This is a genomic window from Psychromonas aquimarina ATCC BAA-1526 (assembly GCF_000428725.1).
In the GTDB taxonomy this organism is placed as follows: Bacteria; Pseudomonadota; Gammaproteobacteria; order Enterobacterales; family Psychromonadaceae; genus Psychromonas; species Psychromonas aquimarina.
The window spans coordinates 25,866-42,059 of sequence record NZ_AUAM01000039.1; the positions used below are offsets into that span (position 1 = coordinate 25,866).

Annotated in this window: 14 protein-coding genes and 2 tRNA genes; 6 read left to right on the top strand and 10 right to left on the bottom strand. The window is 42.2% G+C overall.

The genetic code is table 11. The features are described 5' to 3' along the window. Window positions 1-3: 3 nt before the first annotated feature. Complete coding sequence (gene ansA, locus G337_RS0114435) at window positions 4-1,014, bottom strand: asparaginase (protein ID WP_028864528.1); 1,011 nt, start codon at window positions 1,012-1,014, stop codon at window positions 4-6. A 201-nt stretch (window positions 1,015-1,215) separates the two neighbouring features. Further along, window positions 1,216-1,782 carry a TetR/AcrR family transcriptional regulator gene (locus G337_RS0114440; RefSeq protein WP_028864529.1) on the bottom strand — a complete coding sequence of 189 codons (567 nt, stop codon included), beginning with the start codon at window positions 1,780-1,782 and terminating at the stop codon, window positions 1,216-1,218. A gap of 354 nt (window positions 1,783-2,136) precedes the next feature. Here G337_RS0114440 and G337_RS0114445 point away from each other — a divergent pair, with 354 nt between their 5' ends. Together G337_RS0114445 and G337_RS27765 are read left to right on the top strand one after the other, a co-directional pair. Then, window positions 2,137-3,015, top strand: coding sequence for a cache domain-containing protein (locus G337_RS0114445; RefSeq protein ID WP_028864530.1), 879 nt, complete (start codon window positions 2,137-2,139; stop codon window positions 3,013-3,015). A 347-nt stretch (window positions 3,016-3,362) separates the two neighbouring features. Then, entirely contained in the window at window positions 3,363-5,078 is a 1,716-nt protein-coding gene (locus G337_RS27765) for a methyl-accepting chemotaxis protein (RefSeq protein ID WP_028864531.1), read from the top strand. Between the two features lie 45 nt (window positions 5,079-5,123). Here the strand turns inward: G337_RS27765 and G337_RS0114455 are convergent, their stop codons facing one another. Beyond that, complete coding sequence (locus G337_RS0114455) at window positions 5,124-7,043, bottom strand: RecQ family ATP-dependent DNA helicase (RefSeq protein WP_028864532.1); 1,920 nt, start codon at window positions 7,041-7,043, stop codon at window positions 5,124-5,126. Between the two features lie 127 nt (window positions 7,044-7,170). Here G337_RS0114455 and G337_RS0114460 point away from each other — a divergent pair, with 127 nt between their 5' ends. Further along, complete coding sequence (locus G337_RS0114460) at window positions 7,171-7,893, top strand: tRNA-uridine aminocarboxypropyltransferase (protein ID WP_028864533.1); 723 nt, start codon at window positions 7,171-7,173, stop codon at window positions 7,891-7,893. Between the two features lie 253 nt (window positions 7,894-8,146). After that, the gene (locus tag G337_RS0114465) at window positions 8,147-8,407 is read left to right on the top strand and encodes a hypothetical protein (RefSeq protein ID WP_028864534.1); all 261 of its coding nucleotides are present in this window, start codon (window positions 8,147-8,149) and stop codon (window positions 8,405-8,407) included. Window positions 8,408-8,437: 30 nt separating this feature from the next. Here the strand turns inward: G337_RS0114465 and G337_RS0114470 are convergent, their stop codons facing one another. Next, window positions 8,438-9,289, bottom strand: a complete 852-nt coding sequence (locus tag G337_RS0114470; RefSeq protein ID WP_028864535.1) for a dimethylarginine dimethylaminohydrolase family protein — start codon at window positions 9,287-9,289, stop codon at window positions 8,438-8,440. A gap of 18 nt (window positions 9,290-9,307) precedes the next feature. Then, window positions 9,308-10,234 (bottom strand): citrulline utilization hydrolase CtlX, encoded by a 927-nt coding sequence (ctlX, locus tag G337_RS0114475; protein ID WP_028864536.1) that lies wholly within the window; start codon window positions 10,232-10,234, stop codon window positions 9,308-9,310. Between the two features lie 186 nt (window positions 10,235-10,420). On the opposite strand from ctlX, the gene G337_RS0114485 reads away from it, so the two are divergent. Continuing rightward, window positions 10,421-11,440 (top strand): ornithine cyclodeaminase, encoded by a 1,020-nt coding sequence (locus tag G337_RS0114485; protein ID WP_028864537.1) that lies wholly within the window; start codon window positions 10,421-10,423, stop codon window positions 11,438-11,440. On the opposite strand, the gene mobB is transcribed toward G337_RS0114485, so the two are convergent. From mobB to G337_RS0114500, 3 genes are all read right to left on the bottom strand, one after another. Continuing rightward, entirely contained in the window at window positions 11,437-11,970 is a 534-nt protein-coding gene (mobB, locus tag G337_RS0114490; RefSeq protein ID WP_028864538.1) for a molybdopterin-guanine dinucleotide biosynthesis protein B, read from the bottom strand. The genes G337_RS0114485 and mobB overlap by 4 nt on opposite strands. Window positions 11,971-12,061: 91 nt before the next feature. Continuing rightward, on the bottom strand, window positions 12,062-12,970 hold the full coding sequence (locus G337_RS0114495) for an aldo/keto reductase (RefSeq protein ID WP_157619326.1): 909 nt from the start codon (window positions 12,968-12,970) through the stop codon (window positions 12,062-12,064). A gap of 381 nt (window positions 12,971-13,351) precedes the next feature. Next, entirely contained in the window at window positions 13,352-13,750 is a 399-nt protein-coding gene (locus tag G337_RS0114500) for a hypothetical protein (protein WP_028864540.1), read from the bottom strand. Between the two features lie 287 nt (window positions 13,751-14,037). On the opposite strand from G337_RS0114500, the gene G337_RS0114505 reads away from it, so the two are divergent. Continuing rightward, window positions 14,038-15,396 (top strand): BamA/TamA family outer membrane protein, encoded by a 1,359-nt coding sequence (locus tag G337_RS0114505; RefSeq protein WP_028864541.1) that lies wholly within the window; start codon window positions 14,038-14,040, stop codon window positions 15,394-15,396. A 278-nt stretch (window positions 15,397-15,674) separates the two neighbouring features. On the opposite strand, the gene G337_RS0114510 is transcribed toward G337_RS0114505, so the two are convergent. Together G337_RS0114510 and G337_RS0114515 are read right to left on the bottom strand one after the other, a co-directional pair. Beyond that, a tRNA-Pro gene (locus G337_RS0114510) sits at window positions 15,675-15,751 on the bottom strand. Between the two features lie 130 nt (window positions 15,752-15,881). Then, a tRNA-His gene (locus G337_RS0114515) sits at window positions 15,882-15,957 on the bottom strand. Window positions 15,958-16,194: the final 237 nt, after the last annotated feature.

The following is a 16,194-nucleotide window of genomic DNA, read 5'->3' on the forward strand; positions in this document are numbered from 1 at the left end:
GAGTTAACGCACTTCTCCGCGTAAATCAGTCACCAGCAGCTCGCGGATAACTTTGTTGGATAATCCCTGGCTAAGCAGATAATAAAGCTTAGCAATCACGGTTTCAGTAGTCATATCTAAACCGCTGATCACCCCGGCTTCGCTTAGTGCGTGACCCGTTGCATAACCTTCCATATTAACACTGCCTTTAAGACACTGGCTGCAGTTCACAATCAGAATACCGCGCTCACTGGCTTCTTTTAATGTGGCTAATAACTGCTCATCCTGCTGTGCATTACCCACACCATAGGTTAATAACACCAGTGCCTGCAGCGGACTTTTTAATAAATTATCTAATACCTGCCAGTCCAGTCCGGGGAACAGATGTAAAATAGCAATCGACTGCGCTTCAAGTTCACTGACACGCAGACGGGTGTTCACTGATTTTTGTGTCTGTCCGGCAATATTTTTGATCTCAATTCCCGCTTCTAACAGCACCGGATAATTCGGTGAAACAAATGCATCAAAACCATCGGCATACTGTTTCGTTGTTCGGTTACCACGGAATAACTGGTTATTGAAAAAGATGCACACTTCATTAATCGGGTGATGAGCGGCGATATATAAAGAATTTAATAAATTAACACGCGCATCTGAGCGTAACTGCGACAATGGAATCTGCGATCCTGTCACAATGACTGGTTTGCTTAAATTTTCAAAAACAAATGATAATGCCGAGGCCGTATAAGACATAGTGTCAGTGCCGTGCAGAATAATAAAACCGTCAAAGTCATGATAACGTTTCTGAATATCTAAAGCTAAAGTCTGCCAGACTTGCGGAGAAACATTAGCCGAATCAATCAGAGGATTGTACTCATGAATCTCAAATTCCGGCATATCTTCATGATAAAATTCAGGCATATTTGCAATTGTCTGCGAAAGATAACCGGCCACAGGTATAAAACCGTCTTTTGAAGGTTTCATACCTATAGTGCCGCCGGTGTATGCGATATAAATTCGTTTTTTATCAGCCATGCTTATTCTCTTTTATCTAATTTTTTATCTAGTTTTTTATTGGATTTAATTCAGCCGTAAGTTAACAGCTAATGAAGAGATTCAGAAAGGTTATCTTTAACAATTTCGACTTTAATGTCTAAAAATGTTGTTTATTGATTTTTGGTTCGATACAAACAGTACCTGCAGATGAAAAGGAAGCAGAATTAAAGCGCTGAGCTGTCAGTTAAATAAAATACCTTTTACAACTTTACTAAGCTGTTCAGATAAAAACAGAACCGAGGCGGGCAGGGTTGAACGGGTCAAACTATAACCTTCTATAAACGGCAGAACAAAACATGCTGCATGGTCTATTTTTGACTCTTCACAATATTCAGGCGCAATAACCTGCAGCTGCTGAAATACAATCTGATAGAGCTCTCGGTAATATTGATCTAAAACTAAACGCACCTCTTTATTGTGCAGAGCAATTCCCCAGAGTTCTTTAAAAACAACAGCACAGGCATCACTTTCACGATATTCCAGAATATTCAAAAAAAATTGATTTAAAGCCTTATCAGCATGCTGGTTCTCTTCTATTTTAAAAGACCTAAGGTGAGTTGTGCATTGTTCAACAAAAGAGATCAATATGAACTCTACTAATAACTCTTTGTTTTTAAAATACTGCAGCACAACATTCAATTCCAGATTAGCCTGCTCGGCAACATTTTCCATGGAGAAACCTGCACAGCCGGACTCTTTTAAGACCTGCATTGCACAACAAGATATATGCTCGCTTTTATCATTCATCAATTATTTCACCTAATTCATTCACTCTGATTTATTGATTGTAGGGTGTCGGACAGAGCAGAGCAATTTATCAAAAAAACAAGATGATTAGTTTTTATATTATGCGCATTTTTATTAATTTTCTGCTAATAAGAATCAACAATATTTATTTTTAATAATTTGATCCGACGCACAAAACAATAAGTAAAGCCATTGACGGCTGACATTAAATTGATGTTGCAAAAATGTAAACTAGACTATAAAAGTCAAAATAAGATAAATACGAATAACTGATACTTACAATGAAATCATTCTATAAAGGAACAGTGCTGGATCGCTTAACAGCTTTCAAACACATATTTCAGGTGCTTTATTATGTTAACTTCAATTTCAAATATATTAAATCAGCTTAAAATTTCACATTTTATTCTGCTTATCGCTTTGCTGGTTATTTTAACCATGACAATCGGGTCACTTTTATCAACAACGAATATGCGCAGTGAAGTGCTCGAAGCAGAGCATCAGACGCTGGCGGCACACGTCAGCGCATTAGCAGAAGTGCTGGAAACAGTAAAAAAACAGGAGCTGAGCCAGCAGCTGCAGAGCTTAAAAGATATTATCTATCCCACCCGCTGGAATAATGATGATTCCGGGTATGCATTTTTAGCCGACGGTGTAACTGGACGGTATATTGTATATCCGCCTACACCGGCTAAAGAGGGAAAAAAAATGGTAAATATAAAACTGCTTGAAGGAGGCACTTTAGAACAGGCAATTATCCGCACCAGCCGGCGCGGCAGTGCAGAAATGATACACTACCCGCACTCGCAGCCCGGCTCTAATAAAATCCATCTAAAAGCAGCCTATTTATATCCTATTGAACAGGGAGGAGCCGTGTTAATTGCAGGAACTTATTTAAATAAATCAGATATTCTGCAGCTTAAGCTGTATAAGCAGATCGTTTTTCCGGTCATCCTCAGCACGCTTTTTGTACAGTTTTTTATTTATATTTTCAGCAGATATATTAACTATCGGGAAAATCACTTCAGCACAACAATGCGCGGCCGGACAAAAGACGATTTATATGAAGCGGATTATCTAAGCGGACGAAATGAAATGGCATTCCTGGCTAATGCACTAAATATCACCCAGGTAAGTTTAAGCAGGGTACTCAAACAGCAGACAGATAAGGATATTAATATCAGCAAAGCTTCTCTGCAGCTTAATTCAAAGCAGAATAATAACAATGACTAAATTCATCAGAAACTAAAGCCCAGGCTGCTTTCAGCTGTACCACCAGCTGTTAGCTCAGCTCTCTGCTGCTTTCACCAGCGGTCAAAAAACTTAAGTGCCGTCAGCGGCACTTAATTCAACATATCAGCCTTTCAGTAAACTTGATTTAAAACAAACACACATACAACACCTTTATTTAAATTGGATTTTTAGTTGATATTAAAAGCAAGTAAAACTAGGCTCAAAAAGTTCGCCAGACACACTGTTACGGGTACTTGTTCTTTTACTCAATTAGAATTATGTACTCTATCAAAAGTTCCTAATGATATTTTTTTGTTAAAGATAAACAAACGCACAGGGAGTTATATATGTTGAGTTCGATTTATTACCTGCTTAGTCAGTTCAAGTTATCACGACTAATGTTAATTTTATCTATGTCGGTTATTCTAACCCTGCTGATCAGCGCGGTTTTATCAACAAACAGCGTTCGAACTGGCGTTATTGCCGTTGAGCATCAGGCTCTTTCATCACATGTAACATCACTTGCGAAAATTATCACTCACGTCCAGGAATCAGCACAACGCCCTCAGTCTCAAGTAATCGAAGCATTAAAAGCAGTTATCTACCCTGCGCGCTGGCACAGTGACAATTCTGGTTATGCATTTTTAGCGGATGGTGCAACGGGGCGATATATCATTTACCCCCCTAAACCTGCTAAAGAGGGCAATAAAATGGTAAAAATCGAACTACTTGAAGGGGGAACGTTAGAGCAGGCTATCATTCGTACCAGTCAGCGCGGTATTGCAGAAATGGTACATTACCCGCATTCCAAACCAGGATCTGATACAACAAACTTAAAAGCTGCTTATTTATATCCAATCAAAGAAAGTAAATCGGTATTAATTGCCGGTGAATATTTAGATAAGTCTGACAGCATTTTATTTACTATCTATCAGAGAATATTCACTCCAATGGCATTAATCACGCTTTTTGTATTAGTTTTTGTTTCTATTCTCACCAGGCACCTCAACGGTCGTGCTGACTATCTAAACAGAGCAATGCAGCGCCTGGCTAAAGGAGATTTGTGTACCCCGGCAATCTTGAAAGGACGTGATGAGATGGCCTTTTTAGCGAATGCCTTAAATATCAGCCAGACAAGTTTAAAACAGGTTTTAAAGCAGCAGGCAGATAACGGTACAAATATCGCAGCGGCTTCATTACAAATTGACAACAGCCTTAATCATACCGATCAGCTGATCCGCAGTGAACTTGGTAATTTAGACCAGCTGGCAAGCGCCATGGAAGAGATGGTCTGCAGCGTTGCAGAGGTTGCAGAAAATGCAGGCTCGGCAAGCTGCAGCACACAGTCAACTGAGCAGCGTGCCCTGCAGGGCTCTAAGCAGATAAAAGAGAGCATTCAGGCTCTTGAAGTTTTATGCGGCAATCTCAGTAACTGCGCACTGTCAGTAACTGAAGTAAAAGACGGTGTGGTTTCTATTGATTCTGTGGTCGATACGATCCATGCCATTTCCGAGCAGACCAATATGCTGGCGCTTAATGCGGCAATTGAAGCAGCCCGGGCCGGGGAGCAGGGACGTGGTTTTGCAGTGGTTGCCGATGAAGTTCGTCAGCTGGCTTCCCGTACCAAAGACGCAACACGTGAAATCACCGATATGATTGCTAATCTGAATAACCAGGCTTTATCTGCCGTGGCTCTGGTTGATAAAAGTGTCAGCACAGCCGAGACAGGTATGAGTGCGGCTAAATCAGCAGGCACTGAATTTGCCGATATCACCCAGGATATAACACAGCTTAATGACAGTAATCTGCAGATTGCTACAGCGGCCGAACAGCAGCGCAGTGTTGCTGAAACCATGAGCCAGAATATCAACCGGCTTAATACCGAGCTGGCTGAAACCAGCAAAGATCTTGGAAAGTTAGCCTCTTCCAGCAATAGTTTAAAACAGCAGACAGACAAATTAGAAGAACAGCTGTCTTTATTTAATTTTGAACAGCCGGATCAGGAACCGGTCTACAGTGATTCTCCAACTTTAGGGCAGAGTTCAGCAGTTATTAATAATTAATACTGAACAATTTCCTAGCAGGGATAAACAGCAGAACAATGCTGTTTATCCTTTTTTCTCACTATTTCCCTCTATCCAGCTTTTTACCTGTGAAAAGCGGTATCTCTCCAGCACAGCAAAACCTTTTACACTGCGTACTTTTAAACGGGTAAAAATCGGCGTAGTCAAACCACAAAAAAAACGCGCCAGTAGCACAGAGGTATTATGTGCACCTAATTTTTTACTAATATCTCCACTTAACTCTGCAAAATCATAGTTATTTAAAGGCTGCAGAACTTCAGCTGCAGGCATCACCGCCGGAGAGCCGGCACAGACACTGCAGTGCCCGCAGTCCTGGTGAAGATTCTGATCAGAAAAATAATTCGCCAGCAGCAGGTTCAGGCAGCTTTTACTGGCAAAGAAATCTAATAAAAAATGAATGCGTTTAATTTCACTGTCTTCTTTATCTACAAAGCGTTTTACCAGGCGATCCCGTAAATCCGGGCTGATCTGCTCTTTAAATACTTTATAAACATTAGTCATCTGCTTGGTCTGCAGTTCAATCAATCCCTGCTGATCCAGATAATCAACAGCAGTGATCACCCTGCTTCTATCCGATGAATAAACGGACTGCATTTTTTCAAAGTTAAGCGTCGCCCAGGTACGTGCTTTATCCGATGAACTTAAAATTGCCTGCACAAAGTTATAACGCTCATCCCTAAAACGTCCTAACAGCTCATTTTCCGGCACCAGTAATTTATATTTATACTCAGCATAATAACTATAAGCAGGCTGCAGCACCCCTTCTAATTCCAGATAAACCAGCAGAGTTTTCAGCGCCAGTAAGCGGATATTTGACTGGCTGGACAAACTGTTCATCAGGACTTCCCATTGTCCCTGTGTTTTTAAAATCTCATTTAAAATAAAATCAACGGCACTCGGCTCCGGGGTATCGGCATAAACAAAATTTTCTAAGATATTTAAGTTACTTTTATTAGCCAGCAACAGACAATCCGAAGCTTGACCATCCCGCCCGGCACGGCCTATCTCCTGGGCGTAATTTTCAATTGATTTGGGCATATCATAATGCACCACAAAACGAATATCGCTTTTATCAATGCCCATACCAAAAGCGATGGTTGCTACAATTAAAGGCAGCTGCCCGGACATAAAGCGCTGCTGAATCGAAACCCGCTGTTCGCTGTTCATACCGGCATGATAAGCCTGTGCACTTATGCCGGAAGCAGTTAATGATCTGGCAACCTCTTCAGCGGTTTTCTGCAGAGTGACATAAATAATACCCGCCTGATGACTGCGCTGATTTAACCAGGGAAGCAGCTTATTAAGTTTATCCTGCTCAGTGACACCCAGTACTGATAAGTTTAAATTTGCACGGTATGAACCGGTTAAAGTGATATTCTGCGGTTCGACAGCAAACTTTTCGCCCATATCTCTTATCACTTTACTGGTTGCTGTGGCAGTTAATAACAGCACCTGTGGAATTTGAAATTCACGGCGGTACTGCGCTAATTTTAAATAATCAGGGCGGAAATTATGCCCCCACTCAGAAATACAATGCGCTTCATCGACCACTAACAGGGAAATCGGCACCTGTTTTAAGAACATCCGGAAACGTTCACTATTAAGACGCTCTACCGAAATAAACAGAATTTTTATCTGCCCGTCAGCAACCGCTTTATAAACGCCGGCAGATTCAGCAGGAGTCTGCATTGAATGAATACTGGATGCACTGATACCTTTACTCTGTAGAAACTCTAACTGATCCTGAATCAAAGCAAGCAGCGGTGAAACTACCAGTGTCAGATGAGGAAGGTGCAGAGCAGGAAGCTGATAACATAAGGATTTACCCGAGCCGGTTGGAAAAATAGCGGCCGCACTCTGGCCGTTTACCAGAGCCTGGATAACCTTCTCCTGGCCCGCTCTAAAAGTAGAAAACCCGAAGTACTGCTGAAGTAACTGAAGCATTGATAAACCTTAACCATTATTAACTGAGAGGTATTTATAACATATATCCCCAAACTACTTGAATATGCATATTTAAGCCGCTTGGGTATAATCCTACTCTTTTTATTAAATAACGGTTAACAGTTCCATGCGCATCCATGCCCTGCACAAACTTTACCAGCGTCGCCTTAGTCAGTGCACCCGCCCTTTTTTAGCTCGCGGCGGCAGTATCGAACGCTGTACTCACTGCATGCTGCTTCCTTATCTATGCATCTGCGCCATTAAAAAAACCGTGGCTAGCGACAGCGCCTTTTTATTAATCATGCACGACAATGAAATATTAAAACCCAGTAATACCGGACGTTTAATTGCAGATTTAATTCCCGATACCTTTGCTTATACCTGGTCACGTACACAGCCGGATGCGGCTCTGTTAGCTTTATTAAAAAATCCGCAGTGGTTTCCTGTGGTTATTTTTCCTGCTGAATACAGCAGACCGGAACGGGTATTGAGCGAATACAAAGCGCCTGCTGATAATAAACGCCCCCTGTTCATTTTATTAGACGGCAGCTGGGCACAGGCAAAGAAAATATTTCATAAAAGTCCTTACTTAAATAACTTCCCGGTATTGTCATTTTCCCCCGAAACACTTTCCCGCTACTTAGTGCGTAAAGCTGTAAAAGATAATCAGCTTGCCACCGCAGAGGTTGCCGGACGAGTACTGGAGAGCATCGGCGAGCCAGAGAATGCGGCCCTTATGGATCTTTTATTTGAAACCTTTAAGGAAAACTATATGACAGGTAAACAACGCCGGCAGCTGCCGGAAAATGCGGCTCAGTATAAATTATCGGAAAAATTAGCAGCACTCTAAATCACAGCGGCTTGTACAGATAAAACAGCAGAAAACTACGTCCTGTTATTGCAGCCTCTGACACAGATAATAAAGAGTCTGTTCCAGAATACTCTAAGCAGATCAAATTTCTCGAAAGCAGCATTATTAATACGCGGACAAATTGATTATATTGATAAAATATTGTCAATATAATCAGGGAGCCGGGATTTAGATCAGGGAGGATTTTTCAACGCGTCAGATTAAGACTGAGATCATTTTTGAGGAGAATCGTATGTCACAACAACAGCTGTATTCAGATAGAAAGAGCACTCTTGAACTGTTTCCTGATAACTATGCAGACAAAAAAACTGCAGTGGTTAAAGAGAAGTCAAAACGATCATATGGATTCTGGCTGCTTGCTCTGATTTTTGTGCAGTTACTCATAATGAATGTCACCCTGGCAACTGTTGCATTCAAATCGGCCACCTATGATAAATATATTTCTACATTACAGGAAAGAATGCTGGAGTTTGTACTTGTAACCTTTGCCTGACCAGTCAGAAAATTTTCCGCTGCTGACATATTAAGATCTGTGCAGCGGAAAAGTCATACAGTGAGGCCCGCCGCCGGCTTTTAGTATTTCAGCGGCATCCAGTTCAAACACCTCAAACCCCCTCTCTCTTAGCTCGGCATTGACCGTTTTATTCGCCTTTAAAGAGATAACACGTTTATTACCTAGTGCCTGCAGATTACAAAAATGTTTGAACACTCCCTGACGCTCAATTTTAATCAGATCAAATCCCGCATCATGCAGATAACGTTTAAAATGCTCCGGCAGCGCCTCATAATATGTAACAGCGGTCTTAACCCCGACAATATTAAAAATCATATCAAGGTGCAGGTACTCAGGCTCAGCCTGTACTGAAAGAATACGGTAACCCAGAGGAGCCAGCTGGCGCCTGATATTCTCGACTCCCGTTTCATTAGAACGCTGCACGCAGCCGATCGCTAAGGTTTTTTCATCTAACTGCCAGAAATCACCGCCCTCAATAAAACCTTCGCCACAGGCGGCAATTAAAGGAATATTAAGCGCCCGCAGCTTAGCCGCATACTCAGTACTTTCAGGACGCCGGACCTTTTCTTTAAAACGCCCAAGCACATATCCCTCTTTTATAATAAATCCAAAATCACGTGAAAAAGTCTGGCTGGATAAAAGCTCATTAGGTTCGATAAACTCAACTTCAACTGCATTTTCACGATAAATATCAATCAGCTGCTGATGCTCCCTTAAGCACTTACCGCGGTCCAGTCTTACGCCTTTATTTAACCAGGAAACAGCAATTTTATTTATCGCCTCTAAACGTAAAAACTGCGGCGGGCATAACAAAACCTCTTTCAATATCCCCGAGGCTGACTTTACATAACTCTTATCCATCCACTTTCCCCAATATAGTTAATATCTCGGATTTAAATGAATACCAGCCATCATACAGCGGATTGAACCGCCCCCTAGCTCGATAGTTTCAACATCGACCGCAATGATTTTCGAGTAAAGCTCAATTTTATTTATCTGCGCCGCAGTTAATGAATTTTTTGCACGTAACGACATAAACAGATAACTTTGACCATTACTGCCGGTCAGCTCGATTGCATTACCCGCAAAATTATTAACCTGCTCAAAACTTAAATTGATCACCTCTAAACCGCTGTCAATCAGACGCTGCTTAATCACCACTCGACGTATTTTATTTTTTATCATCTCTAAACACAGCAGCGCATAATCAGAGCAGATACACATCATAACATTGGTATGGTAGACAGCTTTTCCCGAGACATCCTCCGTATTAAAAGCCATCGGCTCATAGAGAAACTGAGAGCAGAAACGCTCTAAAATAACCTCACTGGCACGGTTAGACTTAGCGCTGTATGCAACACGATTAACATTATCAAGGACCATTGCACCGGTTCCCTCTAGAAACAAACCGTCCATTTCTAACCCTGAAAAATCAACCACATCTTGGACACGATACTGTGACTTGAGCATTTCAATCACATCTGTACGCCTCTCACTGCGCCGGCTCAGCGAACACATAGGATATACAGCAACATGGCCGCCGCTGTGGGTGGAAATCCAGTTATTAGGAAAAACTGAATCAGGGGTGTTTTTCTCACCGAAATCATCAAACACATGGGCTTTAATACCGCATTTCTGCACCATATGAACGACATTATCAAACTCCTGTCTGGCACGAGCAGTGACTTCAGCCGCGGGTAATTCACTTTCAGCTTGAAAAACATTGTCAGCCGCAGTTTCAGGATTTGGAAAAAACTTCCAGGGACGAATCATAATTACAGCATTAGGTGCCTGAATTAAAGCCATACAATCCTCCTATAAATGATTCTGAACTGCTGTTCAGTGATGTTAATAACATGTTACTACTTTAATATTAGTCGTATTCCTCTATTTGGTTTAACCAGACGCAAAGAACTTAGCGGCAGCAGCTTGCTAATGATTAAAAACAAAGCAACACTTAAAGCAGCTAAGGGTTAATAGTAAGGGCTGCTTATGATTGTTCTCGAAATTAAAGATATCAGAACATTGCTGTCTAAAATCGGCTGCCGCGAATTTTTCCTACAGCTGATATCGACATTAGAAGAAGATTATAAAAACTGGCGGCAGTTCGATAAATGCCCGCGTCTTGCTAATCATGTTAAGGACGGTGTGATTGAATTAATGCCCATTTCCAACAATGAAATGTACAGTTTTAAATATGTTAACGGCCACCCTAAAAACCCTCAGCAGGGAAAATCCACGGTAATGGCAACCGGGCAGTTATCATTAACAGCAACGGGTGAACCGTTAATGTTTTCAGAAATGACGCTGCTTACGGCCTTACGCACGGCGGCCGCCTCGGCAATGGCGGCATCGCATTTAGCTAAAAAAAACTCCAAAGTATTAGCGCTGATCGGCACAGGTGCGCAAAGTGAATTCCAGTATTCAGCTTATTCGATTATTTTTGATCTGCAGGAAATAAGGTACTTTGATATCGACCCGGCTGCCATGGATAAGTTTCAACGCAATCTGGCACAGGTTAATATTAAGCTCACGCCTTGTAAAGACGCCCGCGATGCCGTGCATGGAGCCGATTTAATCACCACCTGCACTGCAGATAAAAAGTTTCAGACTATTTTAACAAAAGATATGATCAGCAAAGATGTCTTTATTAATGCACTAGGCGGAGACTGCCCGGGTAAAACAGAACTGGAAAAAGACTTAGTTGAAAGCGCAGTTGTGGTGGTTGAATATTTACCGCAGTCAAAAATTGAAGGCGAAATCCAGCAGCTGCCGGCAGACTTCACCTGCACTGAACTTCATGAGATAGTAAATAGAGAAAAAATACTTAATGTAGATAAAGACGGGACGATTATCTATGACTCGGTCGGTTTCTCACTTGAAGATTATTCGGTATTAAGGTTAATTTACTCTCTGGCAGAGCAGTATAATATCGGCCGGCAGCTGGATTTAATCCCGCAGCTCAGTGATGTTAAAGATTTATACTCATTATTAGAGCCGCAGAACAGTTAATCGTTATAGGCCTTAACAAACTCAGACACAAACTGTGCAAGCGCATTTAGATCATTTAAATCCATTTGCGGTAAAGTGCAGTTTTTTACCTTGTGATCGCAGGCAAGGGCAATAACAGACGAATCAGACTCAAAAAGAAATGGTTTATCCAGGCAGCTTCTGTGCAGTTCTATTTTATTAAAAACTTCATCGCGGAAACCTTCCACCAGCACCAGATCCAGGCTGTCAGTCTGCAGCAGTCTCAACTGTTCAAGCAGTTTGCTGTCACGCGGCCTAGCATATTCTGAAAATAAAATTGAACGATGAGTGCCTGCTAAAACAACTTGCGAGGCCCCGGCTTTGCGCAGCCGGTAACTGTCCTTGCCGGGTTTATCCATCTCAATATCATGATGGCTGTGTTTCACTAAAGCCACATTTAAACCTTGAGCAGTTAATAGAGGAATTAACTTTTCTAACAGGGTTGTTTTACCTGTACCGCTAAAAGCGGCAAAACCTAATAAAGGAACCGGGAAATCTGCAAGTACTGACATAGAGTTACCTTATTGACTGAAAAGTTGAGGTACAGCGGGCAAAAAATATCCCCGTATTATAACGAGGATATTTTATTAATTTACGATAAAGTTAAGCAACACCGTGACCTTTTGATGCGACCCATATTCGATACCACTGCTCTCTGCTCATATCCAGCGCCAAGGCACCAACGGCATCTTTAACCCGCTCTATTTTTCCGGAGCCGATTAAAGCAGCCGGATTTGACGGGTGTTTCAATACCCAGGCAAAAATAACCTGCTCAATCGAGTCTGCACCTAACTCTTCCGCTAATTCAATTAATGCACCGCGTAAACGCCTTGCCTGGTCGCTCTGTTCACTGAAAATACTGCCGCCGGCTAAACATGACCATGCCATTGGACGAATACGGTACTGCTGCAGCTGATCAGTTGTACCGTCTTCCAGCACAGCAAAGTTAAGCGGATTTATTTCAACCTGGTTGGTGATCAGCGGCGTATCTAAACGCGACTGTAATAAATCAAACTGCGAGGCATTAAAATTAGAAACACCAAAGTGTTTTACCTTACCGCTTTGCTTTAACTCATAAAATGCTTCGGCAACCTGATCGGCATCCATTAAAAAATCAGGACGATGTACCAGTAATGCATCTAACTGCTCAACACCTAAACGCTTTAAGGAATTTTCAGTTGAGCTTAAAATAAGCGCCTTGCTGCTGTCATAATGCGATACTCGTATCTCGCCGGTAGCCGGGGCAATACTGTTAATACCAAATTTTGAAACAATCTGAATTTTCTCCCGCATTGCAGGATCAAGCTTTAATGCTTCACCGAATAATACTTCGCTGTCACCGTAAACAGCAGCGTTATCAACGGTTGTAATACCCATTTCAACATGCTGCTTAAGGAAGGTCAGACGCGCCTGTGCATCCATATTCCACGCACCTAAACGCCAGTACCCCTGTACCAGCTGAGAAAACTCAGGCCCCTGCTCCGCCATTAATACTTTTTGAACCATGCTCATTTACATACTCCTAGAAGAAAATACCAGTCCGTTAACAAAATTTATTCTAATCAGTCTAACACCCCTGTCTGCTGCCAGAGGTGATTTACACGAATTATTTATAACAAAAGTTAGTACCTTGACACAGAGATTTTGATTGATTCAGAGTTCACCTGGTGAGTTAGCACAAGGCACTTTGATTTAGGAAGGCTGATGCCTTTCAAATTAAAGTAACGCAGTGAAAGCTTGCCAGGTGAGCTCCCTCCGGGCGGGTTTTAAATCGCCAACTACTGCGTTATTTGTTTTCGACATAGAACAACTATGTATTCAAGCAAATGCCTTGTATTTGACAATTTTAAATCCCGCTGAATCGCTCAAAACTTTTGAGTCAAGGTACTAGTACTAAAACGCGTAACGCACACCTAAAGCAGCATCAACACCAAATTTAAAACTGTCGTCAAAATCTAAATCAGGGGAAACCTGCCCGTACAGCTCCCACTGCTGTGCAAAAGGAAGTGTTACTCCCAGCGGCAGCCTGACACCGTAACCGTCATCCCAGCCTGCAAATGCACCACCGCCCACATACCAGTTAAATGGTATATCATCCTGCGTAAATGTTCCCTGCTTGAATATATAATCAATGCTCACACCATCGTTGCCAACAAAGGTATTTATATTGTCAAACTGTGCAGTAATACCGAAGCCCTGATCAAAAGCAAAACCTGCTTTTATATCGGCATTAGCCGCCGTAGTTGTAAATAAAGCAGCCAGACAGGTTAAACCGATTAATGCTTTTTTCATGCTCTGTTTCCTCAATAAGTTATAATTAATGATCAGCGTATCCTGCTGCAGTCACCTCAATAAGTAATGCACATATCAATTCCTGCCGAAGTTTATTTCTTAACAAAACCGGCTGATATTTCTCATATTTAGTGAATATATCATAGGATTTAAAGGGATAATCGAGAATTCTCTCAGATAAAATCTTAATCTGATGCTAAGTTTCATATTATAAACAATCGTCGCCTGTCAACGTCTGGGAAAAGCGCACCTGCAGGGTATTACCTCCTAATACATAAACGGATCTTATGTTGAAAATAACTCGAGCAGCTTTAATAAAACGCTTTATTTTTGTTACCTTTATTTTGACTCTGCAGTTAACAGCAGGCCCGGCCGGCGCAGGTGAATATATTAGCGAAGATATCAAGCGGTCAGGCAGGCAGAAAAACTGGGTTATTTTGCCTTATATTTTCAGCTCAGACAGCATGGGACTTACCGCAGGTGCTGTCGCTATTTTTAACGGTTATATACAGCCGCAGATGAATATTGTTGCCAGCACTTTTGTCGGTGAAGAGTTTGACGTGAATGTGCAGGCAGAGCAGGAAGTTAAACAGGAACGAGCCGCCGGCGCAATGATAGCAGTCGACAGTTATCAGAGCTTCTTCTCTGAACGTATGTTTATTACGGCAATGGGCGCATATGGATATTACCCTAATCAGCGCCTTTATCTGGACGGCGGCAATGAATCCACAAGAGACTTAGAATCAACAGATCCGAACAGCTCAACCCCCTTTAAGTCCCAAGGCTATAATAACTGGTTTGATATTGATTTTCGTTACGTACTGCCCTGGGGAGAAAGCACTCAACAGATACTACCTATAATACAGCTAAGCCGTGGGATCCCGGTTAACCGGGCCGACATTGGAGGCGGCCGTCCTTTTTCAACCGGGCAGACTATTTTTGGCAGTAAACTGTTTTATTCAAAATGGAGCGCGGAAAAACTTAAAGAAGCCCCCTCAATCAATACCAACGGCATACGTTTTTATTTAGATCATGATAATACCGATTACCCGAGTAATCCTTCCCGCGGTTACTCCTTTAAAGGCCAGTTTTCAGCTGACTTAGGCATAGGAAATTCAACACAAAGCTGGAATTCTCTGGAGTTTGATTATGCACATTATATTGAACTGCTTAATTTTTCATGGACTCGCCAGAATGTATTAGCATTTAATGCCTGGACGGCTTACTCCCCTTCATGGCGGACCGATCAGGAACTGGTTGAAGGCGGTATCCTAGAAAAACATCAGACACCAATGTGGGAAGGCGCCCGATTAGGCGGCTGGAACAGAATGCGTGCTTACGACAACAACCGCTTCAGTGATAAAGCGGCTGTTTATGGAACAATGGAGTACCGCCTGATTCCATCGCTAAACCCAATGAAAGATCAAAGCTGGAGCCCCTTCGCCATTGACTGGTTTCAAACAGTACTGTTTGTTGAAGCAGGACGCGTAGCTGAGAGTTATGACTTGAGTATTTTACTCTCGGATATGAAATATGATGTCGGCTTCAGTCTTCGCGCATTAGCGGCTAAAATGCCGGTACGCTTTGAGTATGCTTATGGAAGCGAAGGTTCAAGCATGTGGGTGATGCTTAACCAGCCGTTTTAAAAAAGTAAAAAATCGAAGTGCTCAGTGCTAGAATATTCGAACCAGTGAATGTCCCCCGGGGTTTCTGGGGTAGAGGTTCTCTAAAATGAAAAAACCCGCTGAGCTCTATGAACTAAGCGGGTTAATCAAATGTGGTCGGTGATAGATGGAGCGAATAAGCGGCAGCTTAGTGTCTGAGCAGTCTTTTATCTCTATCTCTGCTAGTTTGATTGAAATACTCAAACTGCAGACGAAAAAAAACCGCTTTTGCGTTTAGGCATAAAGCGGTTTCTTTAATGTGGTCGGTGATAGAGGATTCGAACCTCTGACCCTCTGGTCCCAAACCAGATGCGCTACCAAGCTGCGCTAATCACCGAGTATTATTTAGGATTTAATTCTGCTTAACTATCGGGTTTTACCCTCTGTTCCAGCTCTTTATAAACCCAAGGAGATGCACTAACAAACTGCGCTAATCACCGATAATCTTGTTTTACATCGAGAAAAGATGGGGCGAATGACGGGGATTGAACCCGCGACAACCGGAATCACAATCCGGGGCTCTACCAACTGAGCTACATCCGCCGCTAAACTATGCTTAGTTAAAAGCAAAAACCTGTAATATTTTAGAATCACAGGTTTTAAAATGTGGTCGGTGATAGAGGATTCGAACCTAAGAACGGCCCCTCTAGTCCAACCATCTATAAGCTTCGCGACAATGCGCTACCAAGCTTATAAATATAAAAGTGGTCGGTGATAGAGGATTCGAACCTCTGACCCTCTGGTCCCAAACCAGATGCGCTACCAAGCTGCGCTAATCAC